23 protein-coding genes are annotated in these 25,214 nt (G+C 42.2%); 16 read left to right on the forward strand and 7 right to left on the reverse strand.

What is annotated here, in order from left to right:
* Window positions 1-67: 67 nt before the first annotated feature.
* The 10 genes from PGZ10_RS04430 (at window position 68) to PGZ10_RS04475 (ending at window position 14,230) form a co-directional block, all read left to right on the forward strand.
* Window positions 68-1,471, forward strand: a complete 1,404-nt coding sequence (locus PGZ10_RS04430) for an alanine/glycine:cation symporter family protein (protein ID WP_117824798.1) — start codon at window positions 68-70, stop codon at window positions 1,469-1,471.
* 480 nt (window positions 1,472-1,951) lie between these two features.
* On the forward strand, window positions 1,952-3,253 hold the full coding sequence (locus PGZ10_RS04435) for an extracellular solute-binding protein (protein ID WP_118199742.1): 1,302 nt from the start codon (window positions 1,952-1,954) through the stop codon (window positions 3,251-3,253).
* 68 nt (window positions 3,254-3,321) lie between these two features.
* Window positions 3,322-4,206, forward strand: a complete 885-nt coding sequence (locus PGZ10_RS04440; protein WP_173825988.1) for a carbohydrate ABC transporter permease — start codon at window positions 3,322-3,324, stop codon at window positions 4,204-4,206.
* 4 nt (window positions 4,207-4,210) lie between these two features.
* Window positions 4,211-5,056 (forward strand): carbohydrate ABC transporter permease, encoded by an 846-nt coding sequence (locus tag PGZ10_RS04445; RefSeq protein ID WP_117558001.1) that lies wholly within the window; start codon window positions 4,211-4,213, stop codon window positions 5,054-5,056.
* A gap of 14 nt (window positions 5,057-5,070) precedes the next feature.
* A complete protein-coding gene (arfA, locus tag PGZ10_RS04450; protein ID WP_270540773.1) occupies window positions 5,071-6,579 on the forward strand; it encodes an arabinosylfuranosidase ArfA in 1,509 nt (502 codons plus the stop codon).
* A 100-nt stretch (window positions 6,580-6,679) separates the two neighbouring features.
* Window positions 6,680-7,669 (forward strand): LacI family DNA-binding transcriptional regulator, encoded by a 990-nt coding sequence (locus PGZ10_RS04455; RefSeq protein WP_270540775.1) that lies wholly within the window; start codon window positions 6,680-6,682, stop codon window positions 7,667-7,669.
* A gap of 140 nt (window positions 7,670-7,809) precedes the next feature.
* Window positions 7,810-8,778 carry a glycoside hydrolase family 43 protein gene (locus PGZ10_RS04460; protein WP_118199551.1) on the forward strand — a complete coding sequence of 323 codons (969 nt, stop codon included), beginning with the start codon at window positions 7,810-7,812 and terminating at the stop codon, window positions 8,776-8,778.
* A 411-nt stretch (window positions 8,779-9,189) separates the two neighbouring features.
* Window positions 9,190-12,669, forward strand: coding sequence for a DNA polymerase III subunit alpha (locus PGZ10_RS04465; protein ID WP_270540777.1), 3,480 nt, complete (start codon window positions 9,190-9,192; stop codon window positions 12,667-12,669).
* A gap of 85 nt (window positions 12,670-12,754) precedes the next feature.
* Complete coding sequence (gene pfkA, locus PGZ10_RS04470; protein ID WP_055247911.1) at window positions 12,755-13,732, forward strand: 6-phosphofructokinase; 978 nt, start codon at window positions 12,755-12,757, stop codon at window positions 13,730-13,732.
* A gap of 24 nt (window positions 13,733-13,756) precedes the next feature.
* Window positions 13,757-14,230: a DUF1934 domain-containing protein gene (locus PGZ10_RS04475; protein ID WP_055247913.1), complete on the forward strand. Its 474-nt coding sequence runs from the start codon at window positions 13,757-13,759 to the stop codon at window positions 14,228-14,230.
* A gap of 52 nt (window positions 14,231-14,282) precedes the next feature.
* Here PGZ10_RS04475 and PGZ10_RS04480 read toward each other — a convergent pair whose 3' ends face one another.
* Complete coding sequence (locus tag PGZ10_RS04480; RefSeq protein WP_117557988.1) at window positions 14,283-14,723, reverse strand: hypothetical protein; 441 nt, start codon at window positions 14,721-14,723, stop codon at window positions 14,283-14,285.
* 237 nt (window positions 14,724-14,960) lie between these two features.
* On the opposite strand from PGZ10_RS04480, the gene tig reads away from it, so the two are divergent.
* Together tig and PGZ10_RS04490 are read left to right on the forward strand one after the other, a co-directional pair.
* On the forward strand, window positions 14,961-16,085 hold the full coding sequence (tig, locus tag PGZ10_RS04485) for a trigger factor (protein WP_270540779.1): 1,125 nt from the start codon (window positions 14,961-14,963) through the stop codon (window positions 16,083-16,085).
* A 120-nt stretch (window positions 16,086-16,205) separates the two neighbouring features.
* Window positions 16,206-16,847 carry an HAD family hydrolase gene (locus tag PGZ10_RS04490; RefSeq protein WP_118219474.1) on the forward strand — a complete coding sequence of 214 codons (642 nt, stop codon included), beginning with the start codon at window positions 16,206-16,208 and terminating at the stop codon, window positions 16,845-16,847.
* 232 nt (window positions 16,848-17,079) lie between these two features.
* Here PGZ10_RS04490 and PGZ10_RS04495 read toward each other — a convergent pair whose 3' ends face one another.
* Window positions 17,080-17,790, reverse strand: a complete 711-nt coding sequence (locus PGZ10_RS04495) for a gamma-glutamyl-gamma-aminobutyrate hydrolase family protein (RefSeq protein WP_270247477.1) — start codon at window positions 17,788-17,790, stop codon at window positions 17,080-17,082.
* A 116-nt stretch (window positions 17,791-17,906) separates the two neighbouring features.
* On the opposite strand from PGZ10_RS04495, the gene PGZ10_RS04500 reads away from it, so the two are divergent.
* A complete protein-coding gene (locus tag PGZ10_RS04500) occupies window positions 17,907-18,374 on the forward strand; it encodes an HAD family hydrolase (RefSeq protein ID WP_022221108.1) in 468 nt (155 codons plus the stop codon).
* Window positions 18,375-18,416: 42 nt separating this feature from the next.
* Complete coding sequence (locus tag PGZ10_RS04505) at window positions 18,417-19,619, forward strand: class I SAM-dependent rRNA methyltransferase (RefSeq protein ID WP_270540781.1); 1,203 nt, start codon at window positions 18,417-18,419, stop codon at window positions 19,617-19,619.
* Between the two features lie 92 nt (window positions 19,620-19,711).
* On the opposite strand, the gene PGZ10_RS04510 is transcribed toward PGZ10_RS04505, so the two are convergent.
* From PGZ10_RS04510 to PGZ10_RS04530, 5 genes are all read right to left on the reverse strand, one after another.
* Complete coding sequence (locus PGZ10_RS04510; protein WP_270540782.1) at window positions 19,712-20,197, reverse strand: gamma carbonic anhydrase family protein; 486 nt, start codon at window positions 20,195-20,197, stop codon at window positions 19,712-19,714.
* Between the two features lie 28 nt (window positions 20,198-20,225).
* Window positions 20,226-22,061 carry a Na/Pi cotransporter family protein gene (locus tag PGZ10_RS04515; protein ID WP_270540784.1) on the reverse strand — a complete coding sequence of 612 codons (1,836 nt, stop codon included), beginning with the start codon at window positions 22,059-22,061 and terminating at the stop codon, window positions 20,226-20,228.
* A gap of 182 nt (window positions 22,062-22,243) precedes the next feature.
* The gene (bilS, locus tag PGZ10_RS04520; protein ID WP_173825982.1) at window positions 22,244-22,774 is read right to left on the reverse strand and encodes a flavodoxin family protein BilS; all 531 of its coding nucleotides are present in this window, start codon (window positions 22,772-22,774) and stop codon (window positions 22,244-22,246) included.
* A 20-nt stretch (window positions 22,775-22,794) separates the two neighbouring features.
* Entirely contained in the window at window positions 22,795-23,514 is a 720-nt protein-coding gene (locus PGZ10_RS04525; protein ID WP_270540786.1) for a J domain-containing protein, read from the reverse strand.
* 21 nt (window positions 23,515-23,535) lie between these two features.
* Complete coding sequence (locus PGZ10_RS04530; protein ID WP_022221103.1) at window positions 23,536-23,931, reverse strand: hypothetical protein; 396 nt, start codon at window positions 23,929-23,931, stop codon at window positions 23,536-23,538.
* Window positions 23,932-24,152: 221 nt separating this feature from the next.
* On the opposite strand from PGZ10_RS04530, the gene srtB reads away from it, so the two are divergent.
* Entirely contained in the window at window positions 24,153-24,983 is an 831-nt protein-coding gene (gene srtB, locus PGZ10_RS04535) for a class B sortase (protein WP_055262095.1), read from the forward strand.
* A gap of 15 nt (window positions 24,984-24,998) precedes the next feature.
* Window positions 24,999-25,193, forward strand: coding sequence for a DUF951 domain-containing protein (locus PGZ10_RS04540; protein WP_022221102.1), 195 nt, complete (start codon window positions 24,999-25,001; stop codon window positions 25,191-25,193).
* Window positions 25,194-25,214: the final 21 nt, after the last annotated feature.

Here is a 25,214-nt window from a genome sequence, read left to right on the forward strand (position 1 = left end):
ATTATCCATAAATATATTGTAGTAGAATATGGATGGAAAACAATAACAGAGGCGAAGGAGAAGTGAAATGAGTAGTTTAATGGGGATGCTGACGACTATCCAAAGTTATGTATGGGGACCTCCGACATTGTTGCTGCTGATTGGTACAGGGCTTTACTTTACAATCAAATTGAGAGGACTGCAGATCACAAAATTTCCACGTGCAGTAAGGGCCATTTTTGAAAAAGAAAGTGGGACCGGAAGCGGAGAAGGAGATGTATCGGCATTTGCGACTCTATGTACAACGATGGCAGCGGACATAGGAACGGGAAGTATTGTTGGAGTTGCAACGGCGCTTCGAATTGGTGGACCGGGATCGTTATTCTGGATGTGGATTTCAGCCATACTTGGTATGGTGACGAAATATTCAGAAAGTCTTTTAGCGGTAAAATACAGAGTGACGGACGAAAATAACCAGATGGCCGGTGGACCGATGTTTTATATCCAAAATGGTATGGGAGAAAGATTTATCTGGCTTGCAAAAGCCTTTTCTGTGTTTGGCATGTGTACAGCGTTATTTGGATGCGGAACATTTCCGCAGGTGAATGCGATCACGGAATCCGTCAATGTGACATTCCATATACCGATTATCGTAGCAGGAATTATTGTAACCGTTTTAACGGCGGTTGTGATCATTGGCGGGATTAAAAGTATTTCAAAGGTTGCTGAGATCGTTGTGCCGATCATGGCACTTTCATTTCTTGGGGGTTCGATCGTTGCACTGGTGATCAACCGGGCTGCAGTACCGGGGGCTTTTAAGGCCATTTTTACCTGTGCATTTGCAAAAGAATCGGTAATAGGAGGGACTGCAGGAACGGGTGTCATCACGTTTATGACGGTTATGAGAACCGGAATCGCCAGAGGTGTCTATACCAATGAGGCAGGACTTGGAAGTTCACCGATCGTTGCAGCGGCGGCGAAGACGAACTCCGGTGTAAGACAGGGCCTTCTTTCCATGACAAGTGTGTTTGTTACTACGATTCTGACCTGTTCCATGACAGGACTAGTTATCATCAGCAGCGGGTTGATGGACAATTCGGATATGAACGGAAGCACGCTTGTTACAGCTGCATATAACATGTGTCTGCCGCACAATATAGGCATGTATCTGATCGCAGTAGGAATCATGTTCTTTGCATTTACCACCATTTTGGGGTGGAATTATTACGGAGAACGCTGCCTGGTTTATCTGACCGGCACAACGAAATGGATCAAACCATATAAGATCATCTACATTGCAGCGATTGCACTGGCACCGTTTTTATCGCTGGAACCAATCTGGCTTCTTGCAGATATCACGAATGCGCTGATGATTATTCCAAACCTGATCGCAATCATTGCACTTAGAAAAGTGATCATTGGGGAAACAAAACTGTATTTTTCAAAACGAAATGAAGAAAAAATGTCTGCTGCGGTAAAAGCAGTGGAGTAAGAAAAGAAACCACCGCATTGAGAGAAAAATTTCAATGTGGTGGTATTTTTGCGTTAGAATGAGGTTGTGACACCGAATCAGAGTGCTTTCTTTTTGCTGATTCGGTGCTCAAGATTATTGATGATAATGAAAAAATCCGGGCGATTTCAATTCAAAAATGTAGTGGTGTGGTGAAATGCGGATGGTATGAGACCACGTTTGAAAAATGTGGGAATTATCTGAATAGTCAGAATAAATAATGTGAGTACACGAGAACATAAAGAAAAGACACAGAAACAAGGAATAAATGCACAAAAATATAATTCTAAAATGTGTAATATTAACAAAGATATAAAAAGCATTTGACTTTTAACAAGAGAAGGAATATCCTTTACTTAGAACAAAAAACGTACACGTGTACATTGCGAAAAAGCAAAGAAAATATAGTGCTTGAACTTGACGAAGGGAAAGTATTTACTACGTTTCAGAAAGGGAATCAATATGAAAAAGTGGAAAAGAATTACGGCATTAGGTTTATCTGCGATGATGATTGCATCACTTACAGCATGCGGAGGTTCAGGGGACAAAAAAGAGTCAAAGAAATCTGGAGATTCTAAAGGAACAACTATTACTTTTTGGAATAGTTTTACCGGTGCAGATGGAGATATGCTGGTGAAAATGGTTGACAAGTATAACAAAGAGAATAAAGATGGTATCACAGTAAAAATGGATATTTCTTCGGATCTTGACAGTCAGTTATCAACAGCCTTTGCTGCAAATGAGGGACCGACAATGATTCTTAGTTCAAGTGCATACCGCTTTACTTATGGAGATTATCTTCAGGATGTAAGTGATGTATTTGATAAAACGAATCTGGACAAAGATGATTTTATTCAGTCTTATCTGGACTACTGCTCCGATGACGAGTCGATGTATTTTGTTCCGTTCCAGGTAGTTGGATATTATATGTACTGGAATAAAGATCTGTTTAAAGATGCAGGATTGGATCCGGATACACCGCCGGCAACATGGGATGAATGGCAGAAAGATGCAGCTAAGATTACTGATGCAAACAAGAATGTTTACGGTTCGGGAATTTCTTATGATTATGCTTATCAGATTGCACATATCATGCAGCGATTTGGAGGACTTGCGGTTACAGATGACAACGGAAACTGGAAAGCTAATTTTGAAGGCAATGCAGGATATGAAAAATTCCTGAATATGTATAAAGATATGGTTGATAATGGTGATAATCCGTTAGAAGCAGATACAGATTCAATGGCAAGCGCCGGTCAGATTGGAATAACAATAGGCGGACCATGGGTAACAACCGGACTTGATACAGCCGGTGTAAATTATGGAATCAGCCTGATCCCACAGGGAGATGCCGGAGATATGAATTCTGTAGAAGTCATTGGATTTGGTATTACGACAGCAGCCAGTGAAGAAGAAAAAGAAGCAGCATATAAATTCATCGAATGGTGGAATACAGCAGATAAAGATGGAAAAAGCCCGGCATTAGAATGGTCACTTGAAAATGGTTTCCCGGCATATACATACTCTGTACAGGACAATGAAGAATACAAGGCAAATAAAAAATTAAGTGCTATGTCAGCAGCAAATCCGGAAGCACCTACAGATTTTATTGTAGATTCTAATTTTCCAGGAATCAGTTCTGTATTAACAGATGTTATTCCGGAAATGATCAATTCAGTGGCATTTGGAAAGTCTTCTGTGGATGAGGCTTTGGAAAAGGCACAGAATTCAGCAGATAAGATTGTAGAAAAGTACAATAAATAGAATGCTGTTAAACGGGGAAATGAGGCGGCTTGGATAAGTCGCCTTTTCAAATGAGATTGGAGGAAAAAATGGAGAAAATAAGACGATACTGGAATACACCCTCCAGAAGTGCGTATGTTTTTATAGCACCATCCGTTATTTTACTGTTATTGTTTAACGTTATTCCGCTTATTATGGCGTTTGGATTGAGCTTTTTTGATGTCCCGATTACGCTGAATACAGCAAGCTTTATCGGTTTTGATAATTTTATTGAGGCTTTTCATGATGCGCGTTTTCTTAACAGTTTGAAAATCACGGCAATATTTACAGGACTTGAAGTTCCGATTCAGGTGCTTGGAGCTTTAATTGTTGCAGCTGTGATCAGCAAGAATAATCTGAAAAACAAATTTTTACGTGCTGTATACTTTTTACCGGTCATCTGTTCTGCCACTGTAATCGGAATTATGTGGAGAATGATCCTTCATTCTAATATTGGTTTTATTACAGCAGCATTGCAGTCTATGGGATTTGGGAAAATAAATTTCATGAATACACCGGGACTTACTATATTTGTTGTGTCTTTTATTTCTATCTGGAGAAGTTTTGGAATATCAGCGATTATTTATGTGACTGCAATCCAACAGGTATCGCCTTCGCTTTTTGAAGCTGCTGAGATGGATGGGGCAGGGAAGATCAGACAGTTTATCCATATAACAGTGCCTTCTATCAGACCAACATTCTGGTATATTCTGATGACAAGATTTGCAGGGGCATTACAGATTTTTGATATTATTTATGTTACAACAAACGGTGGTCCAAATTATACAACAGAATCAACAGTAAGTTACATTTATTCAAGAGCATTCTCATCTAATTCAAGTATGGGATATGCATCAGCGATGTCAGTCGTGTTATTTGTTGTTATTATGTTTATAACGACTTTGATGTACAGAAGAATGAACAAGGAGGATTAGCGGAATGAAAAAGAAAAAGACAATAAAGATCAAGAATGTCGTTTTGGAAATACCGGTTGCCGTGATGTTGATCATTCTGACACTTCTGGTTCTTGTTCCGGTAATCTGGATGGTATTCAGTGCATTTAAACCTGAAAAAGAAATTATTTCGTGGCCGCCTACATTTATACCGAATTCATTTACTTTGGAAAACTTTACAGATGTACAGGACCGTATTGATATTCTTCGATATATTTTGAACTCTGTTATTTATGCGGGAGGAACGACAGCACTTGCGGTTGTTGTAAACTGTATGGCTGGATATGCGTATGCATTTTATGACTTTAAAGGAAAAACGGGAATGTTTTTGATGACTCTTGCAACCATGATGGTTCCGTTTCAGGTTATTATGGTTCCGCTTTTCCTTGTTGTATATAAGATGGGAATGTACGATTCTTATTGGGGACTGATTATACCGAGAGTTGCAGTGGCAGGATCTATTTTTATGATGAGAGCTGCATTTACCGGAATTCCCAAGGAAATGGCAGAAGCGGCGAGAATTGACGGGCTTTCAGAATATGGGATTTTCTGGAAAATTATGATGCCACAGGTAAAACCGGCGGTTATTACTTTGATTATTCTGAGTGTAAATGGCTCATGGAATGATTTATTATGGCCTATGATAGTAACAAGTAGTACAGAAATGCGTACATTAGCAAATGGACTGGCTTTGTTTATTGGACAAAATACGATTGAATATGGAGCGGCATTTGCCGGAGCACTGATTTCGTTATTACCAATGTTTGTTCTTTATATGTTTGGTCAGAAGTACTTCATTGAAGGCATGAGTAGTGGTGGACTGAAAGGATAGGAGAATTATTTCATATGGAAAACACAAAAATAATATGTAATAAAGAATTTGTGATAGGCAAAATAGATCCCAGACTTTATGGTTCGTTTCTGGAACACATGGGAAGAGTTATTTATACAGGGATATATGAACCAAATCATAAAAGCGCAGATGAGGATGGATTTCGTAAAGACGTGTTGGAACAGGTGAAGAAGATGCATGTAACAGCAGTACGTTATCCGGGTGGAAATTTTGTTTCTGCGTATCATTGGGAAGACGGGGTAGGACCAAAAGAGAAAAGACCTCGTAAACTGGATCTTGCGTGGAAAGCGATTGAAACGAATGAATTTGGGACAAACGAATTTATGAAATGGGCAAAAAAAGCGGATGTACAGCCGATTTTTACAGTAAATCTGGGTACAAGAGGCGTTGAAGATGCAATACATTATCTGGAATATTGCAATTTCCCGGAGGGAACACAGTACAGTAATCTGAGAAAAGAGCACGGTGTTGCAGAACCTTATGGAATTAAAATGTGGTGCCTTGGAAATGAAATGGATGGTAGCTGGCAGATCGGACATAAATCAGCGGAAGACTATGGAAAGCTGGCAGCAGAAACCGGAAAAGTAATGAAGCTGATGGATCCGACAATCGAACTGATTGTGTGTGGAAGTTCTTTGTCAAATATGAAAACTTATCCGGAATGGGATATGGAAGTCCTTGAAAAAACATATGATGTTGCGGACTACCTTGCGCTTCATCAGTATTATGCCGGGCAGGATAAGGGAACCAAAGGATTTCTTGCGCAGACGCTGGATATGGAAGAATATATCCGTACGATCCGTTCGGCAGCACAGGTTATCAAGCAGAAAAAGCGGTCTAAAAAAGAGATGAAGTTCAGCGTGGATGAATGGGGAGTATGGGCAGTCCCAAGTAATACCGTAAATGCAGAAATTGACCAGAAACCATGGGGAATCGCACCTGCGATCAGTGAACAGATTTATACGCTGGAGGATGCACTCCTATTTGCGGGGATGCAGATGGTGATTCTGAGAAATGCAGATGTGATCAAGATTGCATGCCAGTCATTGCTTACAAATATCAGTGCATGTATCATGACTGAAAAAAATGGGGAATACTGGCTTCAGACGATATACTATCCGTTTCATTATTTTGCAACCTATGCGAAAGGGACTGTTTTGAAAACAGCAAGTATAGGACCGTGTTATAGTTGTGCAGAATTTGATGGGGTTCCATATGTGGACAGTCTTGTTGTGTGGAATGAGGAAGATCAGGAGCTTGTCATCTTTGCAGTAAACCGAAGTGAAGAAGAACTGCAGAAAGCAGAAGTAGATCTGCAGGATTTTGAAATACAACACGTGATAGAAAGCATTTGTATGACAGCTGAAAATAAAAAAATGACCAACATGGAACAGCATGATGCAGTAATCCCGAAGAAAGAAAAAAATGTTGAGATAGAAACAGGCAGATGCCAGATTGCGTTACAACCATTGTCATTTAATATGGTACGGTTAGCTGTCTGAGAAGAACAGGAGAGACAGAAGAGATAAGAAGCGAACCTTCATTGCCGATACAGGGAGATTATGATATACTCGGAGTAGAATCAGGATCGGGGGTGTAATTATGGCGATTACAGTAAATCAAATTGCAGAACAATGCGGGGTTTCAAGAACGACGGTGTTACGTGCACTAAATGGTGGCAGTGTCTCAAAAGAAACAAAAGAAAAAATCCTGCAGGTCGCAAAAGAAAATAATTATCGTCCCAATCTTCTGGCACGGAGTTTGAATCATGGCAGAACAATGTCCCTTGGTGTTGTAACAATCAATATTGAGAATATGTACTTTGTACAGTCGTTGAATACGATTAACAAAGAGGCAGACAAAAGAGGTTATTTTACGAATATTGTTGTCTGTGACGAGAGCCTGGAATGGGAAAGAAAACTGATACAGGGGCTTGCAGAGAGGCAGATGGAAGGTATACTGATCAATCCGATCAATAAAGGAAAAGAATTTGAAGAATTTCTTTTATCATTACACATTCCGATCGTATGTATTGGAAACCAGGTGTCCGAGAAGATCACTACGGTACAGGTGAATGAGATGGCAGCAGCGATGGATGCGGTAGAACTTATTGTATCAAAAGGATATAAGAAAATTGTATTTGTCTGCCCGCCGCTGGAGATGGAAGAAACACAGAATATTTATGTACATAAGCAGAGAGAAAAAGGCTTTAAAGCTGCAATGGCGATTCACCCGGAACTGAAAATGAAAATGATTGGGAAAACAGAGTTTCTCCCGGAGGTTGAACGAATCTGTGCAAGAGGATTGCATGAAAAGACTGCTTTTTTGTGTTCGGGTGACAGCTATGCTTTGTCTATTATGCAATGGGGCACAAAAAAAGGTCTGATGATACCAAAGGATTTTGGATTAATGGGGTTTGACGATATCAGTCTTTTGCAGTATATCACGCCGAAACTGACAACTGTTTCAACAAATTTGGAAGGTGTTGCATCAACGGCGGTTGTGGAACTGATCCAGCAGATTGATTCAAAAGAATACTCGCCAAAATCTATTTATCTGAATTATCATATTCTTGACCGGGACACATTGTAAGGTTTTTTCTATATCTTCTGTATTTTGAAATAATGTGAAGTAAGATCGCAAAAATTGCAAGGCAATAGAGCAATCAGAAACAACGGTGAGTTGCAAAAAAATTTTTGACACTTGCAGTGAAAAGATAAGAGGATACGATTATGGATAAAACAAATTACAGACAAACAGAATACAATAAACCATTTATTATACAGCGGGCAGATCCTTATGTTTACAGACATTCTGATGGAACCTATTGGTTTACTGCATCTGTACCGGAATATGACCGTATTGTACTTCGCAAAAGCAATACGGTCGACGGATTGGCACAGGCAGAAGAAGTAACCATATGGAGAAAGCATGAAAACGGAATTATGAGTGTGCACATTTGGGCACCGGAAATTCATTATGTGGATAATAAATGGTTTATTTATTTTGCAGGTGGAGATATTGAGGATATTTGGGCAATCAGACCGTATGTGTTGATGTGTGAAGGCGACGATCCATTGAAGGATCCGTGGAAAGAGATGGGAATGTTAAAGCGAAAAGACGCGTTTTCATTCCAGGACTTTTCTTTGGATATGACCGTGTTTGAAAATATGGGACAATGGTACTGCGTATGGGCAGAAAAAGTTAGTGTTGGAAAGAAGATTTCCAATTTATACATTGCCAGAATGGATTCACCAACAAGTCTTGCGACAGAACAGGTTCTTCTGACTTCACCGGATTATGACTGGGAAAGAGTGGATTTCTGGGTAAATGAAGGACCGGCAGTTGTACATCATGATGGGAAAATATATCTGACTTATTCGGCAAGTGCTACAGGAGAATGCTATTGTATGGGAATGCTCAGCATAGAAGAGACAGAAGACCTGCTGAATCCAAGGGCTTGGAAAAAAGAACGATATCCGGTCTTAAAAACAGATGCAGAAAGAGGAATCTACGGGCCGGGACATAATTCTTTTGTAAAGTCGGAGGATGGAAAAGAAGATATTATGATCTATCATGCAAGACCATACGATGAAATAATCGGAGATCCACTGTATGATCCCAACAGACATGCTTACCGCATGCGCATAAAATGGAATGAACAGGGAAGACCTGTGTTTGATTATTGTAATAATTACTAAATGCTGAAACAATTAGAGGACTCAAAAATTTGGAAGAGCGATTCAAATTTTTGAGTCCTTTGTTATTTGAGGTTGTGATATTAACATACTGCTTTATTTTCAGAACATTTCTCTTCCTGCAGATTCCAACACATCCAGAAAATCATTCGATACCGTTGAACAGGCGGATTTCCAAATATATATACTCCGGTTCCCTTCGAGGCAATGGAGATGAAACCCAGGAATCGTGGCAGCCCTTGCTGAACACGACTCCCGCTTTCAGGGGTTCATCGGAATGTTTTGGCGAGGGGAACCCGAGTATATATATTTGGAAATCCGCCGTCCACCAACCTATAAAATTTTCCCCACACCAGTTGGAAATCCCCCTCATTTCTGCTAAAATGGAACACAGAGAAAAGGAGCGAACACAATATGAATTTTGCGCATTTGCACGTCCACACGGAATACAGCCTTCTGGACGGTTCGAATAAAATTAAAGAATATGTTGCCAGAGTCAAAGAACTGGGGATGACAGCGGCTGCGATCACAGACCATGGTGTCATGTATGGCGTCATTGACTTCTACAGAGCCGCAAGAGCGGCAGGAATCAATCCTGTACTGGGATGTGAAGTCTATGTGGCACCGGGATCCAGATTCGATAAAACAGCCGTAGGACGCGATGAGGACCGATATTATCACCTGGTACTTCTTGCCGAGAATAATACAGGCTACGCCAATCTGATGAAGATCGTGTCACGTGCATTTACGGAAGGTTACTATTATAAGCCAAGAGTAGATTATGAGCTTCTGGAGACCTATCACGAAGGAATCATTGCCCTCAGTGCATGTCTTGCCGGAGAGGTACAGAGAAACCTGGCGAGAGGGATGTATGAAGAAGGAAAAAAAGCTGCGCTTCATTATGAACAGATTTTTGGAAAAGGCAACTTTTTCCTGGAACTGCAGGATCATGGGATCCCGGAACAGCGCACCGTTAACCAGCAGTTGATGCGTCTGTCGCAGGAGATCGGAATCGACCTTGTGGCGACAAATGACGTGCATTATACTTACGCAGAAGATGAAAAGCCACATGATATCCTGCTTTGTCTTCAGACAGGGAAAAAGCTCGCAGACGAGGATCGGATGCGCTATGAAGGCGGACAGTACTACGTGAAGTCCAAAGAAGAGATGGCAGCACTTTTCCCATATGCACCGGAGGCGCTGGAAAATACACAGAAGATTGCAGACAGATGCCATGTAGAGATTGAATTTGGTGTAACAAAGCTCCCGAAATTCGATGTGCCGGAAGGATTTACCTCATGGGAATATTTGAATAAGCTCTGTTTTGACGGACTGAAAAGACGATATGGAGAAGACCCGGATCTAGCCCTTGTGGAGCGCCTGAATTATGAATTGGGCGTTATCAAAAGCATGGGTTACGTGGATTACTTCCTTATTGTATGGGATTTTATTCATTTTGCAAAAAGCAATGGAATCATGGTTGGACCTGGGCGTGGATCTGCGGCAGGAAGCATTGTGGCGTACACACTTGCGATCACCAATATCGATCCGATCCGGTATCAGCTGCTGTTCGAGCGTTTTCTGAATCCGGAACGTGTGTCCATGCCCGATATCGACGTGGACTTCTGCTTTGAAAGAAGGCAGGAGGTCATTGACTATGTTGTACGTAAATACGGCAAAGACCGGGTAGTGCAGATCGTAACCTTTGGTACACTGCAGGCGCGCGGGGTGCTGCGGGATGTGGGAAGAGTTATGGATCTTCCGTATGCTTTTGTGGATTCAATTGCAAAGATGATTCCGAAAGAACTGAATATTACACTGGATAAATCCCTGAAGATGAACCATGAGCTGAAGAAGCTCTATGATGAAGACCCACAGGTAAAAGAGTTGATCGATATGTCAAAGAGACTGGAAGGTCTGCCACGGCATACATCCATGCATGCCGCGGGAGTCGTGATCAGCCAGAAGGATGTGGATGAATATGTTCCGCTGGCACTTGGAGCGGACAACAATGTAGTCACACAGTTTACCATGACCACACTGGAAGAACTGGGACTTCTGAAAATGGATTTCCTTGGGCTTCGTACCCTGACCGTCATTCAGGATGCGATCAGACTGGTTGAAAAAAGTACCGGTGTGAAGCTGGTAACAGAAGAATTAAATTATAATGATAAAGCAGTGCTTGACTATATCGGAACCGGAAAGACGGACGGTATTTTCCAGATAGAAAGTGCAGGGATGAAGAGCTTCATGAAGGAGCTTCGACCACAGAGTCTGGAAGATATTATCGCCGGAATTTCTCTTTACCGGCCAGGTCCGATGGATTTCATTCCACAGTATATCAAAGGAAAGAACCATCCGGAGCTGATTACTTACGAATGCCCGCAGTTAAAGCCGATCCTGGCACCGACCTATGGCTGCATTGTATACCAGGAACAGGTTATGCAGATCGTGCGTGACCTTGCCGGATATTCACTTGGGCGAAGCGACCTTGTACGCCGTGCCATGAGTAAGAAAAAGGGCGACGTGATGCAGAGAGAGCGTCAGAATTTTGTATATGGTAATGAAGAAGAAGGCATTCCGGGCTGTGTCAAAAATGGAATCGATGAAAAGGTTGCGAATAAGATCTATGATGAAATGATCGATTTTGCAAAGTATGCGTTCAACAAATCACATGCGGCAGCGTATGCGGTTGTCTCATACCAGACAGCGTATCTGAAATATTATTATCCGGTAGAATATATGGCAGCGCTTATGACTTCTGTCATCGACAATCCGGGAAAGGTTGCCGAATACATTTACACTTGCCGACAGATGGGAATTTCTATCCTGCCGCCGGATATCAATCGTGGGGTTGGTGATTTTTCTGTAGATAACGGTAATATCCGTTACGGACTTGCGGCGATCAAGGGGGTTGGAAGACCGGTGATCGAGCAGATCATCCGGGACAGAGAAGAGCATGGCACGTTTCGTGATCTGAAGGATTTTCTGGAACGGCTTTCCGGTAAGGAAGTCAATAAACGTGCGGTAGAAAACTTTATCAAATCCGGCGCATTTGACAGTCTGAAAGGGACCAGAAAGCAGTTTATGATCATTTATGTACAGATCATGGATCAGGTAGCACAGAACAAGAAAAATTCGCTTGCCGGACAGATGTCGCTCTTTGATATTGTAGATGACGAACAGAAAAAAGAATTTGAGGTCACGCTTCCGGATGTGGGAGAATACCAGAAGGAAACGATGCTTGCATTTGAAAAAGAAGTACTCGGCGTGTATATCAGCGGACATCCATTGGAAGAATATGAAGAGAAATGGCGCAAGAGTATTTCCGCAACGACATTGGATTTTCAGCTTGATGAAGAGACCGGACGGACAAAAGTGCGTGACGGGTCAAGGGAGATCATCGGTGGTATGATCACATCGAAGACGATCAAATATACAAAGAAGAATCAAACGATGGCATTTATTACCGTAGAGGATCTTCTTGGAACGGTAGAGGTTGTCATTTTCCCGCAGAGCTATGAGAAAAGCCAGCAGTATCTGCAGGAGGACAGCAAAGTATTTGTGCGGGGACGTGTATCGGAAGAAGATGATAATGCAAGTAAGCTAATCTGTGAAGAGGTGATTCCGTTTGAGATGATGAAAAAAGAACTGTGGATCCAGTATACCGACAAACAGAGTTACCTTCAAGATGAGCAGAATCTGTTCCGGATGCTCGCGGAAAGTGAGGGTGAGGACCAGGTTGTAATCTTCTGCAAAGCGGAGAGAGCGGTAAAAAGACTTCCTAAAAACGCAAATATCCAGGTAGAACCTGGAATTTTGAGCAGATTGACGAATTATTTTGGAGAAGATTGTGTAAAAGTAATAGAAAAACCCATTGAAATGAAGGGGTGAATATTATACAATAACGTGTGGATTGAGATAAAATAAGCAAAAGGATAGTAAAGTTACAAAGTAGAAGAGACGGAGGAGACATATCATGGCAGAAAAAGTAATCAGAACTATCGGCGTATTGACCAGTGGTGGAGACGCACCGGGAATGAACGCTGCAATCCGTGCAGTTGTAAGAACCGCATTGGGAAAAGGACTGAAGGTAAGAGGAATCAGAAGAGGTTATTCAGGACTTCTTAACGAGGAAATTATTGATTTAAGTGCCAGAGATGTATCAGACACGATCCAGAGAGGTGGAACGATTCTTCTGACAGCCCGTTGCGAGGAAATGCGTACACCAGAAGGACAGCAGAAAGCAGCAGCAATCTGTAAGAAATATGGAATTGACGGTCTGGTAGTTATCGGAGGAGACGGTTCCTTCAAGGGAGCACAGAAATTATCTGATTTTGGAGTAAATACAATCGGACTTCCGGGAACGATCGATCTTGATATCGCATGTACAGAATACACAATCGGATTCGATACAGCGGTTAATACAGCGATGGAAGCAATTGACAAAGTACGTGATACATCTACATCACATGAAAGATGTAGTGTTATCGAAGTTATGGGACGTGATGCGGGATACCTTGCACTGTGGTGCGGTATTGCCAATGGAGCAGAGAAGATTCTTCTTCCTGAGGAACATGACTACGATGAAGCAAAGATCATTGCAGACATCAAAGAAAGCAGAAAACGCGGTAAAAAGCATTACATTATCATCAATGCCGAAGGTATCGGTGATTCTATGAATATGGCAAAGAGAATCGAAAAAGAGACGGGTATGGAGACACGTGCTACTATTCTTGGTCATATGCAGCGTGGAGGAAGCCCGACAGCAAAAGACAGAGTTTATGCATCTATCATGGGATCTCTTGCTGTAGATCTTCTTCTTGAAGGAAAGACAAACCGTGTAGTAGGATACAAACATGGCGAGTATATTGACTTCGATATCAACGAAGCACTGGCAATGCAGAAAGGAATTCCGGAGTACCAGTACGATATCGCAAAACAGCTTGCCATCTAATAACAGACAGATTGGATGACGTGTATGACACAGGATGTATTATTGACGATTTCCGGACTGCATGATATGGCATTTGCAGATCCGGAAGAAAATGAAGAGAATGAGCCGATCGAAGTGATCACTCCGGCGAGCTATTACTGGAAGAACGGAAAGCATTATATTCTTTATGATGAAGTAATGGAAGGGATTCCGGGGGTGGTTAAGAATAAGATCAAGATCACCGGTGAAGATTCGATGGAGATCATGAAGAGCGGAATTACGAATGCACATATGGTATTTGAGAAGAATCAGATGAATGTCACATATTATGATACACCGTATGGGCAGCTTCATGTTGGAATTCATACACGGAAGCTGGATGTGAATGTGGATGATGAGCGAATTGATATTGCTGTGGAGTACGGGCTTGATGTGAATCATGAAGCGACGGCAGACTGCCGGATCGCAATGAGCATAAGACCGAAAGCACAGGCAGAGGAAGCAATTTCAGGAAAATAAACAAAAAGGGTAAATGATTCAATCGGCTCAGAATCATTTACCCTTTTTATTGTTACTTGTTCCGCAGTCTTGCCCAGAATCCTTTTTTCTTAGGTGGAGCCTCAAGAGAACCTCTGACTCCTTTTACTGCAGTGATGTAAATACCGCTTACGGTTGCTTTTACTTCTTTTTTGACTGGAATAAGATCATAGATGCTTGCATCACACATCAGAGTCATAATCTTTGGTCCGACTTTTGCCTTGACAACCGGTACCTTTGAACGACGAAGATACTTAGGTGTATTCTCAAGAACAACTGATGGGAAACCGGCATCTTTAAGCTTCATCTTGCCTTTGTCGATAATCAGGATGTTGACCTGCTGTGCAGCAGCTGCAATCATCTCTTCCTGTTCTGCCTGCTTTTTCTGCGCTTTCTTACCGAGGAAATACAGAACAACCAGGGCGATAAGCAGTACGGCAAGAATTACCAGTAATACGATCGTTATCTTACTCACGGGTTTTCCTCCTCAAATCATATTTACACATAGCTTATTGTAGCATTGTTTGTAGACAAGTGCAAGTAATTTGAAGTTTTTAGCGGCTTTTTGAAAGTAATGGAAAATCTGAAATAAATGTGAATTTTGGGAAATCCCTTTTCAATGACAGATTATGTGTTATAATCATATGTAGCGCTCTGATGTGGGTGATTCAGACAGTCAGAGAGAATGAAGATATAAGAGGTGTAAAAGAAAATGAAAAAGAAATTAACAGTACTGGCAGCAGGTATCTGTGCATTGTCATTACTTCTTACCGGATGCTCCAGTGAGATTTCCAATGATTATGTTACAATTACAAAATATAAAGGTGTGGAGATTGATAAAGTAGATGCGGATGCGGTATCGGATAATGATGTAGAAGCACAGATCAACAGTGTACTTCAGTCTAAATCAACTACAACAGAAGTTACAGACCGTGCAGCACAAACCGGAGATACGGTAACGATCGACTACGAAGGAAAGAAAGATGGTGTGGCATTTGATGGTGGAACAGCGACAGATGCACAGCTTACATTAGGAAGTGGTCAGTTTATTGACGGATTTGAGGATGGCGTTGTCGGACACAATATTGGCGATACTTTTGATCTGAATCTGACTTTCCCGGAGAACTATGGAAATGAAGATCTTGCAGGTCAGGCAGTTGTATTTACCGTTACACTGAAGGGAATCAGCCAGACCGATCTACCGGAACTTACCGATGAATTTGTACAGAGTGTTTCTGATACTTCCAAGACGGTGGAAGAGTACAAAAAGGAAATTAAAAAATCTCTGAAAAAAAACAGCAAAGAAAACCAGCAGAATACAATCAAGGAAAATGCATGGAAAGCAGTACTTGAGAACACAACTGTGAACAAGTATCCGAAGAAGGATCTGAAGAATATGATCAGTTCGATCAAGACACAGTATAAGAATATGGCATCTTATTATAACGTTGATTTTGCAGATTTCCTTAAACAGTATATGAATATGGATGAGGAAACTTTTAATTCAAAGGCAACTCAGGCTGCAAAGGATCAGGTAAAGGCCAACCTTGCGGCAGATCTGATCATTGAGAAAGCAAAGATCAATGTGTCAGATAAGACGCTTGAGAAGAAGTATAAGGAGTACGCAAAGGCTTACGGATACGAAGATGTAGATGCACTCAAAAAAGCACTGGAAGATGCCGGAAACCTTGAGAATCTGGAGAAGACAGCAAGACTGGATATCGTAGAAGACTGGGTAGCAGACAACTGCAAGCAGGTGAAAAGTACTTCATCTGACAGTAGTGAAAGCGGTTCAAACAGTACAGGAAGTACCGGCAGCACAGAAAGTACAAAATAGATATAAGCAAACATTCAAAAGGCGGAGAATAAAATCTCCGTCTTTTTTCTTCCTGAAGGGAATGGTATGATATAGAAAGTAATTGTTTTTACAAAATGAAATATACTACAGGAGGACAAGATGAAAGCAGTACTTTTTGATATGGATGGCATCCTGATCGATACAGAGAAATATCTGACAGTATACAAACAAAAGGCAATGCGGGAGGCGGGATACCGGTTGGATCTGGAAACGGCATACAAATTCCGCAGCTGTGCATCCGTATTTGCAAGAGAGCAGATGAAGGGAATTTTTGGAGAGAATTTCCCATACGATGAGCTCAGACGGCGCAGACAGGAGCTGATGAGTGATCATATTGCGCGTTTCGGAATTGAGAAGAAACCGTATGTGGAAGAGACGATCAAGGAGCTGAAAAGACGTGGTTATCAGACGGCAGTCGTGACGGCTACAGCGGAAGACAGGGCTGTGCGTTATCTGGAAATGGTCGGATTTAAAGAGCTGTTTGATGAGATCATCAGTGCATCTATGGTGAAATTGGGAAAACCGAGACCGGATGTGTATCTCTATGCCTGTGAGAAGATCGGGCGGAAGCCTGAAGAGTGCATGGCGGTCGAAGATTCACCGAACGGGGTAAATGCGGCTTACCAGGCGGGTTGCCATGTGACGATGGTTCCGGATCTGACACCTGCAGACGAAGAGGTCAAAAAGATGGCAGATCATGTCGTTCCAGACCTGCGAGGACTTCTGGAATATCTGAAATAACCCCTGAAAATGAGGAGAGCCGATATCCGGTTTCCCGAATATCGGCGTTTATGAAAAAGAAAAATTTTGTTATGTGAAAAGGTTTATTTCCTTTTGACAATTATTAGTATACTCGTATCTTGTGAAAAAAGTGTGTTTATAATTTGAAAGAATTATGAACGTTTGTGAACATATTATGCATATATTCTGAAGGGATCGCAGACAGCAGAGTCTGCAGCCCGACAAAAGGGATTTAATCTGTTCCGGGAAGCATCGACCGGACGAAAAGCGAAAACAATTCCCGCATACATGGAGAAGTAAAAAACATGGATTCCGGATGCCACTGAACGCCAAGTGCAAAAGGCTGTCCTTCGATTTCAATTGCCTCAACTGTGCCATCAGAAGTGTGTGCACATGCATGGACATTTTTTCCGAGCAGATGAACGGACTGATGGTGGAAACTATTGGTATACAGAGTGTCTCCGGTCAGTTCATGAAGATGGCTGTCTTTGGCGATGAAAATCTGGTGCCACATATCGCTGTGGTTCTGTGAGGTCTGCATATGCAGAAAAGGATCTCCGGGCTGACAGGAAAGATCCTGATAGATACTTCCGCCACAGGCGGCGTTGAGCACCTGCATACCCCGGCAGATGCCGATTACCGGAAGATGACGTTTTAAGATTTCCTCTGCAAAATGAATCTGGAAAAGATCTACAGAAAGATTGGTCTGTCCTACACCTGGAAGTGGATCTTCATTGAAGAGAAACGGTGTAAAATCACCTCCTCCGGGGAGCAGAAATCCATCGCATATGTCAAGATAAGAATTGATCGGGAAGTCCTGAGGAAGAATCGGTATCAGTAGGGGGATTCCTCCGGAAATGCGGACTGCCCGCACATAGGTATCGGTTACAAACTGGTTTTTGCCGTCGAAGCCACAGCATAAGATTCCAACAACTGGTTTCATATTTACAATCCTCCTCTTTATCAGATAAATCAGTTGTTACAAAATATGTGGAGTCTGTATGAAATATGTATTATAATAGAAAAAGCAACATGCCAGATGGCAGGAAAGGAGTTCCTATGAAACTGGTTATTCCGGAATATAAAACATTAGAACTTGATACGATATTTTTAGATATGAACGGGACGATCGCTGTGGACGGCGTGATCCCGCCGAGTGTGAAGGAACGTCTTATCGCACTTTCAGAGCAGTTCCGAATTTATGTACTGACTGCAGATACGCATGGAAATGCGAAAGCGCAGTGCGAAGGGCTTCCGGTGATCCTGGAGACATTTCCGACAGGTAATGCAAAGGAGTATAAAAGGGAATTGGTAAAAGCAACCGGTGCAAAACGCTGTGTGGCAATCGGTAATGGCAGAAACGATGAGTGGATGCTGAAAGAGGCGGCGCTTTCCATCGCTGTTATGGACCGGGAAGGGGTCTATGGGAAATTATTGAAAAATGCGGATCTCTGTGTCAGATCTATGCAGGATGGACTGGATCTTCTGCTCTATCCAGGTCGGATCATTGCAGGACTCCGTGGATAATATTTGCAGAAGAATACGTAAGAGTATGTGGAAGGAGAAAAGATGCGTCAGGCTATAGTGACATTGAAAAAGGGTGAGGGACGTCTGCTGAAATCAGGCGGCGTCTGGATATTCGATAATGAAATTGATTCGATTATGGGAGAATTTGAGAATGGTGATATTGTGATCGTCCATGATTTTGACGGGTACGGAATGGGAAGAGGATTTATCAATATGAATTCTAAGATCCGGATCCGTATGATGACAAGAAAGCAGGATCAGGAGATCGATCATGCATTTCTGGAAATGCGGGTGAGAGATGCGTGGGAATACCGGAAAAAGACAGTAGATACATCAAGCTGCCGTGTGATTTTCGGGGAAGCGGATTTTCTTCCCGGACTGGTGATTGATAAATTCTCGGATGTGTTGGTTGTAGAGTCTCTTGCACTCGGAATTGACCGGATGAAAGAAGAAATCGTGGACATTCTGAAAGCGGTACTTTCAGAAGATGGAATTACGATCCGTGGCGTGTATGAACGAAGCGATGCAAAGGTTCGTCAGAATGAAGGCATGGAGAGAGTCAAAGGCTTTATCGGTGAAGAATTTGATACCAAAGTTGAGATTGTGGAAAATGGTGTCAGATATATGGTTGATGTCAAAGACGGACAGAAGACAGGATTTTTCCTGGATCAGAAATACAATCGTCTGGCAATCCAGAGACTTTGCAAGGATGCAGAGGTGCTGGACTGCTTCACGCACACAGGCTCTTTTGCGCTGAATGCAGGGATTGCAGGGGCAAAGCATGTGACAGGTGTAGATGCTTCAGAACTTGGCATAGAACAGGCAAGAGAGAACGCAAGACTCAATGGATTAGAGGATAGAGTTGAATTTGTCTGTGCAGATGTATTTGACCTGCTTCCAAAGCTGGAAGAAGAAGGAAAGCAGTATGATGTGGTAATCTTGGATCCACCTGCATTTACCAAATCCCGTAAGACGATCAAGAATGCGACAAAGGGATATCGTGAGATCAATATGCGCGGAATGAAGCTGGTAAAACCAGGCGGATATCTAGCAACCTGTTCCTGCTCGCATTTTATGGATTATGAGCTTTTTACGAAGACGATCCACCAGGCAGCGCAGAATGTGCATAAGAGGATCAGACAGGTAGAATACCGGACACAGGCACCGGATCATCCGATTCTGTGGTCTGCAGAAGAATCGTATTATCTTAAATTCTATGTGTTCCAGATCGTGGATGAAAAATAAAGTGTTGTAGTAGATAAAAAAGGTATCGAAAATCAAACATAAATGATTTTCGATACTTTTTTTAATAGTGTACATATTTCAGATTTGATATTTTATTCAAACTGCGCAGCCGATAATGCAACATAATCTGCAGCATTTTTATAAATTGACTGGATCTCTTCCTCGGTAAGAGGTCTTTTTACTTTTGCCGGGCTTCCCATGGCAAGCATTCCGTCCGGGATGACCGTGTTCTGAGTGACAAGACTTCCTGCACCGATCAGACAATGCTTTCCAATCTTTGCACCGTTTAAAATCGTACTTCCCATCCCGATTAGAGACGCGTCACCAATTGTACAGCCGTGGATTACACAGTTGTGACCAACAGTGACATCATCACCGATAACGGTCGGAAAACCGTAATCTACATGGACGGTACTGTTATCCTGGATATTACTTCGCTTGCCAATCGTGATAGACGATTCATCACCGCGGACAACGGCATAATAGAACACACTTGAGTCTGCACCGATGGTGACATCACCTAGGATGACGGACTGACTGGCAATGTGCGCCTGTGATGAAATATTTAAAGAAGACATTACAGCAGATTCCTTTCTCGTTGTAAGATTATTTTTTGGCTTCAACAGCTTTGACCGGGTTTTTTGTGGTTGCTTTTGTATCCTGTTCCGCTTCCGGCTGATAACCGTTGATATTATATTTCTGCTCGTAATAATCAAAGGTGGATACATAATTGTTGTCTTTCAATTTCCGTACACTCTTAGTGTATTCGTGCATATCGAAATTGGAAGAATCCAGTTCCAGGATTGCAACGGCAATGTTAGAACAGTGGGCTGCAATACGATCATAGTTGGTGAGCAGATCGTTAAATGCAAATCCGGTGTTCAGATCACACTGCCCGTTACGGAGCCTTTTAATATGACGCATTTTCAAATCGTTGCATAAAATACCGATCAGTTCGCGAAGCGGTTCTACTTTGGCAGCATTTACAAGGTCTTCATCTACAAATGAATTGATCGTGAGATCAAGGAGCTCTTTTAATGCGGATTCAAGAACATGAAGCTCGTATTTGGCTGCATCTGAAAAAATACGTGATTTTTCATGAAGTTCCTGTGCAACACGGGAAATATTGACTGCATGGTCACCCAGACGTTCAAAATCACTGATCGTATGAAGGAACTTGGCGGTCTGTTTGGACTGTTCCGGTGTCAGGTCATGCATATTGAGCTGCATCAGATAGGTTCCCAGTTTATCTTCGTATTTGTCGATCAGATTTTCCTTTTCCTGAATTTTGTTGAACTTATTATCTGAAAAATCTTTCAGCAGTGCAAGGGCGCGACGGATATTTTTGTATGCTTTCTTTGCCATTCCGTTGACTGCAAGCTGGCTCTGTGTGATTGCCAGTGGCGGATAATTGAGGAAACGTTCCTCAAGAAGATCGAAATCTGCCTGCTCTTCGTTGTCTTCATCGGTATCTTTAATAAGGAAGAAGACAAGCTTTTCAATCTTGCCGATAAATGGAGCAAGAACAAGGATCGTCAGAAGCCGGAATACCGTATTCAAAAGTGCCACACGGAAAGGCGACATAATTTCACCCATAAATGGGAAATGCACGATGGCATTTGCAGAATAGAATACGATGGACCAGAAAATCATACCAAATAAATCGTTCAGCAGATAGATCAGAGCAGTACGCTTTCCGTTCTTGTTCGTTCCGATTGAGGAAAGAAGAACCGGACATGCGGCACCAACGCCGATACCCATTGTGATCGGAAGTGCAGCTGCAAAGGTGATCGATCCGGTAATGGACAGTGCCTGGAGGATACCTACAGAAGCAGAAGCGCTCTGTAAAACTGCTGTAAATACGATCCCGACAAGGATTCCCATAAATGGATTCGTGAACATGGTCAGAAGTCTGACGAAATGCGGATTCTCTTTCAGAGGAGAGACGGCACCGCTCATGGTCTGCATCCCGATCATCAGGATCGCAAAGCCAAGCATGATGTCACCAATATCAGAATACGGTTTTTTCTTGATGAATGTACGGAAAATAATTCCGATGATTGCTACGATTGCAGAAATTGTAGCGGTTGATAAAAGCTGCGCGATTCCGCTGGAACCATCAATGTAGGAGAGACATAAGATCCATCCGGTGATACTGGTTCCGATGTTGGCACCCATGATGATACCAATTGCCTGTGCGACCTTCATCATACCAGAGTTTACAAATCCGACTACCATAACTGTCGTTGCAGAGGATGACTGAATGATAGCGGTTACGACAGTACCCAGCAGAAGTCCTTTCAGAGGAGTGTTGGTCAGCCTGTATAAAATCAGTTCAAGCTTATTGCCGGCAACTTTTTTCAGACTGTCGCCCATCAGTGACATACCGTATAAAAACAGGGCTACCCCACTGAGTAATGACAAAACCATTGTAATTCCCATAATTTTGTTTTCCTTTTCTTTAAGCATTAGTTTACATTTTGTCGCAAAAAAAATATCGTACAGCTACTTTAAATATGAAAAGTCTGCATGCAGATCACACAAAGTGACGCTATACGACACCCTTATTATATAACAAGAAAGTTTCCATAGGTAGACTGAAACGATATTTTTTTACACTTTTTTTACAAGGATTTAACTTTTTCTATACATTCGGTAGCAAAAAGAGCCGCATTTTCAAGGTCTGTGCGTGTCGGATGAATCATTGCTTCGTCAAAATTCTGTAATTGCCGGCGGATTTGCTGGCAATCGCAATCTTCTGGTGTATTCAGCAAGGATTCATATTTTTGACGGACAGCAAGTGGCATTTTCCCTTGGCAGATAAAAGAACCAAGATAACGATTGTCGTCTTCAAGCCAGATCCGGACACTGGATGCGATCTTTTTGTAGTATTCCAGGCTGTTTCCGGCACCGCAGGTTCCAAAGAGAGCAACGGATTTGTACGACAGACCGGAAAGGAAGTTGCCGATCTCGAGGCTGCAGGTTCCGCGGTGAACACAGAAACCGACAAAATAAATTTTGGCCTCTGGGAAATCGGTACGTTCATGAAGATTTATCAGATCTTTGGACATCCCCGGAAGAGATGCAAAAATTTCTGTTGCTATTTTTTTTGTATTTCCTGTCTCACTCTCATAGACAACAAGATAATCTAACATATAATATTTCCTCCTGTTATTTAGTGGTATGTATAAGGAGAACCGCAGAAGAATCCACCGCCGCCACAGCAGAGATTGCACATGAGGTTGGCAATGCAGAGCTTCACGCAGAAATCATTGTTGATCGTTGGTGTACCGCCATACATTGTCTGTTGTGTACGATACCAGCTTCCACCATTTTCAAGACGGCTGACAAGAGACTGATATTGATAGTTGGACGGCTCCAGACGAAGAGCTTCTTTGGCGTGCTCCAGGGCGAGGACATTATTGCCCATGCCGGAATTGGCGATAGAGCTGTAATAGTACCATCTGGCAGAACGGTCTTTGATTCCTGAAAGGACATTTAAAGCTTCTTTATAATGACCACTGTTCAGATAATTGGCGGCGGCACGCAGATGAATATCTTCTTCTGTCTCGGTTGTCTGCTGATTCTGATTGGTATACTGACCGTAGAAACCGCCGAATGGACCAAAACCGCCAAAACCTTCGTATCCGCTTCCAGCATCGCCATAACCTCCGGAGCCTGTTCCGGTATATCCGGAAGCACTCATTTCTTTTTCTTTTATAATCTGCTGGTAAGCCTGTTGGATTTCTTTGAATTTGGCTTCTGCCTGATCTTTATTTGGATTGTTGATATTGGCATCCGGATGATAAATACGGCTTAATTTGCGGTAGGCTTTCTTGATATCCTCGTCGGAAGCATCCCGTGAAACGCCGAGTATTGAGTAAGGATCCTGCATAATTGATTATTCTCCTGATCGTTAGCTTTTTTTGATAAAAGTAGTCTGGCATTTTGGACAGCGGATCTCAATTTTACCTTTTCCCTTTGGGACACGGATCTTCTGTTTGCAGTTTGGACACTTGTAAATGTGGTGTGTCTTGCGCTGCGCTGCCATATACTTCTGTTTTGCAAAAAATCCACGGATCTTTGAAGTGTGCTGGAGAAATTTCTGGTTTTCCAGTGCACGCTTGTAGGTCTGACGTGAAAACATGCGATAGTAAGAGTATATCACGAATGCCCACCCAATTACATAAAAAATACGAAAATGGAAGATGCTTGTGATCAGCATCAGAATTACGCCGCTCCATAAGAGAAATTTGCCGAAGGTATCTACTCCGTACCTTCCATACATAAAACGCATCAGTTTTTCTTTCATAATGTTCACCCAATCTTTTTTATTTATAGAATATGATACTATACGATGGTTTACATTGTACGCCTGCACACACAAAAATCAATAAACTCTCTATTAAAAAACTCTAAAAAGTATGTTATACTGCTGATATCGTGAAAATATGGAAGAAAATAGGACTTCTGAGATTGCATGGCAATGGAGCAATCTGGGAACATCATATATAAAAAGCAGAGGAGGAAATTATGGGACGGAAAGGACATGGTCGGTATGGAAAGCATTCCAGGCGTGACCGGCGCAAGAAAAAAGGTGGAATCATCAGTACGGTCATTTTGATCGTTGCAATCTGTGTGTTTGCATTTTCTGCCTTTCAGCTGTATAAAATCTTTAACGGATATCACAAAGGGGAAAGTGAGTATGATGATCTGGTAAAGCTTGCGGTTACGGAAGATAAGGGGGAACAGGAGAACGGGACGGACGATCAGGATGGAAGCAGATTTTCCGTGGATTTTGATGCACTCAGACAGATCAATCCGGATGTGGTTGCATGGATCCGTTTTGATGAACCGGCGGTGATCAATTATCCGGTTGTGCAAGGAAGTGATAATTCAGAATATCTGAGTAAGACATTCAAAGGATATGACAATACCGTAGGAACGATTTTTGTAAATGCTTATAATCATGCGGATTTTAATGACAGAAACACGATCATTTACGGACATTATATGTATAATGGAACGATGTTTAATGAGCTGGAGCAGTATCACGAAAAAAGTTTCTGGGAAAAATACCCTTCCTTCTATATTTATACACCGGATGGCAATGTGGCTACTTATCAGATTTATTCTGTTGGAGTGGTAAAAGATACTTCCGAAGGCTATACATATCAGTTCGCAGATGATGCGGCGTTTGCATCCTTCCTTGAAGCAACGAAGGCGTCTTCTTTGTATGATACAGGTGTGGAAGTGGGAAATGATTCGCAGATCGTGACGTTGTCCACCTGTACACGGGAGGGAAATGATGACAGAACGATCGTACACGGTGTCAGGGTAAATGTACAGCCGGCAGGAGAATAAAAGAGGAGTAAAGCGATGGCAGCAGAAGCAAAATTTGAAGTCGGAGATGTGATCCGGATGAAAAAACCGCATCCGTGCGGAAGCTCAGAGTGGGAGATCCTGAGAGTAGGGGCGGATTTTCGTCTGAAATGTCAGGGATGCGGACACCAGGTAATGGTACCGCGCAGACTGGTTGAAAAAAATACAAAAGAAATAAGAAAAAAGGCTTGAAACAAAGCCTGAATTATGATA

It is taken from the genome of Coprococcus sp. AF102-57, from assembly GCF_027686195.1.
Lineage (GTDB): Bacteria > Bacillota > Clostridia > Lachnospirales > Lachnospiraceae > Allocoprococcus > Allocoprococcus comes.

Bases quoted from the DNA above. Each gene is read 5' to 3' on its own strand.
- PGZ10_RS04430 (WP_117824798.1), top strand. From the start codon at position 68: ATGAGTAGTTTAATGGGGATGCTGACGACTATCCAAAGTTATGTATGG.
- PGZ10_RS04435 (WP_118199742.1), top strand. From the start codon at position 1,952: ATGAAAAAGTGGAAAAGAATTACGGCATTAGGTTTATCTGCGATGATG.
- PGZ10_RS04440 (WP_173825988.1), top strand. From the start codon at position 3,322: ATGGAGAAAATAAGACGATACTGGAATACACCCTCCAGAAGTGCGTAT.
- PGZ10_RS04445 (WP_117558001.1), top strand. From the start codon at position 4,211: ATGAAAAAGAAAAAGACAATAAAGATCAAGAATGTCGTTTTGGAAATA.
- arfA (WP_270540773.1), top strand. From the start codon at position 5,071: ATGGAAAACACAAAAATAATATGTAATAAAGAATTTGTGATAGGCAAA.
- PGZ10_RS04455 (WP_270540775.1), top strand. From the start codon at position 6,680: ATGGCGATTACAGTAAATCAAATTGCAGAACAATGCGGGGTTTCAAGA.
- PGZ10_RS04460 (WP_118199551.1), top strand. From the start codon at position 7,810: ATGGATAAAACAAATTACAGACAAACAGAATACAATAAACCATTTATT.
- PGZ10_RS04465 (WP_270540777.1), top strand. From the start codon at position 9,190: ATGAATTTTGCGCATTTGCACGTCCACACGGAATACAGCCTTCTGGAC.
- pfkA (WP_055247911.1), top strand. From the start codon at position 12,755: ATGGCAGAAAAAGTAATCAGAACTATCGGCGTATTGACCAGTGGTGGA.
- PGZ10_RS04475 (WP_055247913.1), top strand. From the start codon at position 13,757: ATGACACAGGATGTATTATTGACGATTTCCGGACTGCATGATATGGCA.
- tig (WP_270540779.1), top strand. From the start codon at position 14,961: ATGAAAAAGAAATTAACAGTACTGGCAGCAGGTATCTGTGCATTGTCA.
- PGZ10_RS04490 (WP_118219474.1), top strand. From the start codon at position 16,206: ATGAAAGCAGTACTTTTTGATATGGATGGCATCCTGATCGATACAGAG.
- PGZ10_RS04495 (WP_270247477.1), bottom strand. From the start codon at position 17,790: ATGAAACCAGTTGTTGGAATCTTATGCTGTGGCTTCGACGGCAAAAAC.
- PGZ10_RS04500 (WP_022221108.1), top strand. From the start codon at position 17,907: ATGAAACTGGTTATTCCGGAATATAAAACATTAGAACTTGATACGATA.
- PGZ10_RS04505 (WP_270540781.1), top strand. From the start codon at position 18,417: ATGCGTCAGGCTATAGTGACATTGAAAAAGGGTGAGGGACGTCTGCTG.
- PGZ10_RS04510 (WP_270540782.1), bottom strand. From the start codon at position 20,197: ATGTCTTCTTTAAATATTTCATCACAGGCGCACATTGCCAGTCAGTCC.
- PGZ10_RS04515 (WP_270540784.1), bottom strand. From the start codon at position 22,061: ATGGGAATTACAATGGTTTTGTCATTACTCAGTGGGGTAGCCCTGTTT.
- bilS (WP_173825982.1), bottom strand. From the start codon at position 22,774: ATGTTAGATTATCTTGTTGTCTATGAGAGTGAGACAGGAAATACAAAA.
- PGZ10_RS04525 (WP_270540786.1), bottom strand. From the start codon at position 23,514: ATGCAGGATCCTTACTCAATACTCGGCGTTTCACGGGATGCTTCCGAC.
- PGZ10_RS04530 (WP_022221103.1), bottom strand. From the start codon at position 23,931: ATGAAAGAAAAACTGATGCGTTTTATGTATGGAAGGTACGGAGTAGAT.
- srtB (WP_055262095.1), top strand. From the start codon at position 24,153: ATGGGACGGAAAGGACATGGTCGGTATGGAAAGCATTCCAGGCGTGAC.
- PGZ10_RS04540 (WP_022221102.1), top strand. From the start codon at position 24,999: ATGGCAGCAGAAGCAAAATTTGAAGTCGGAGATGTGATCCGGATGAAA.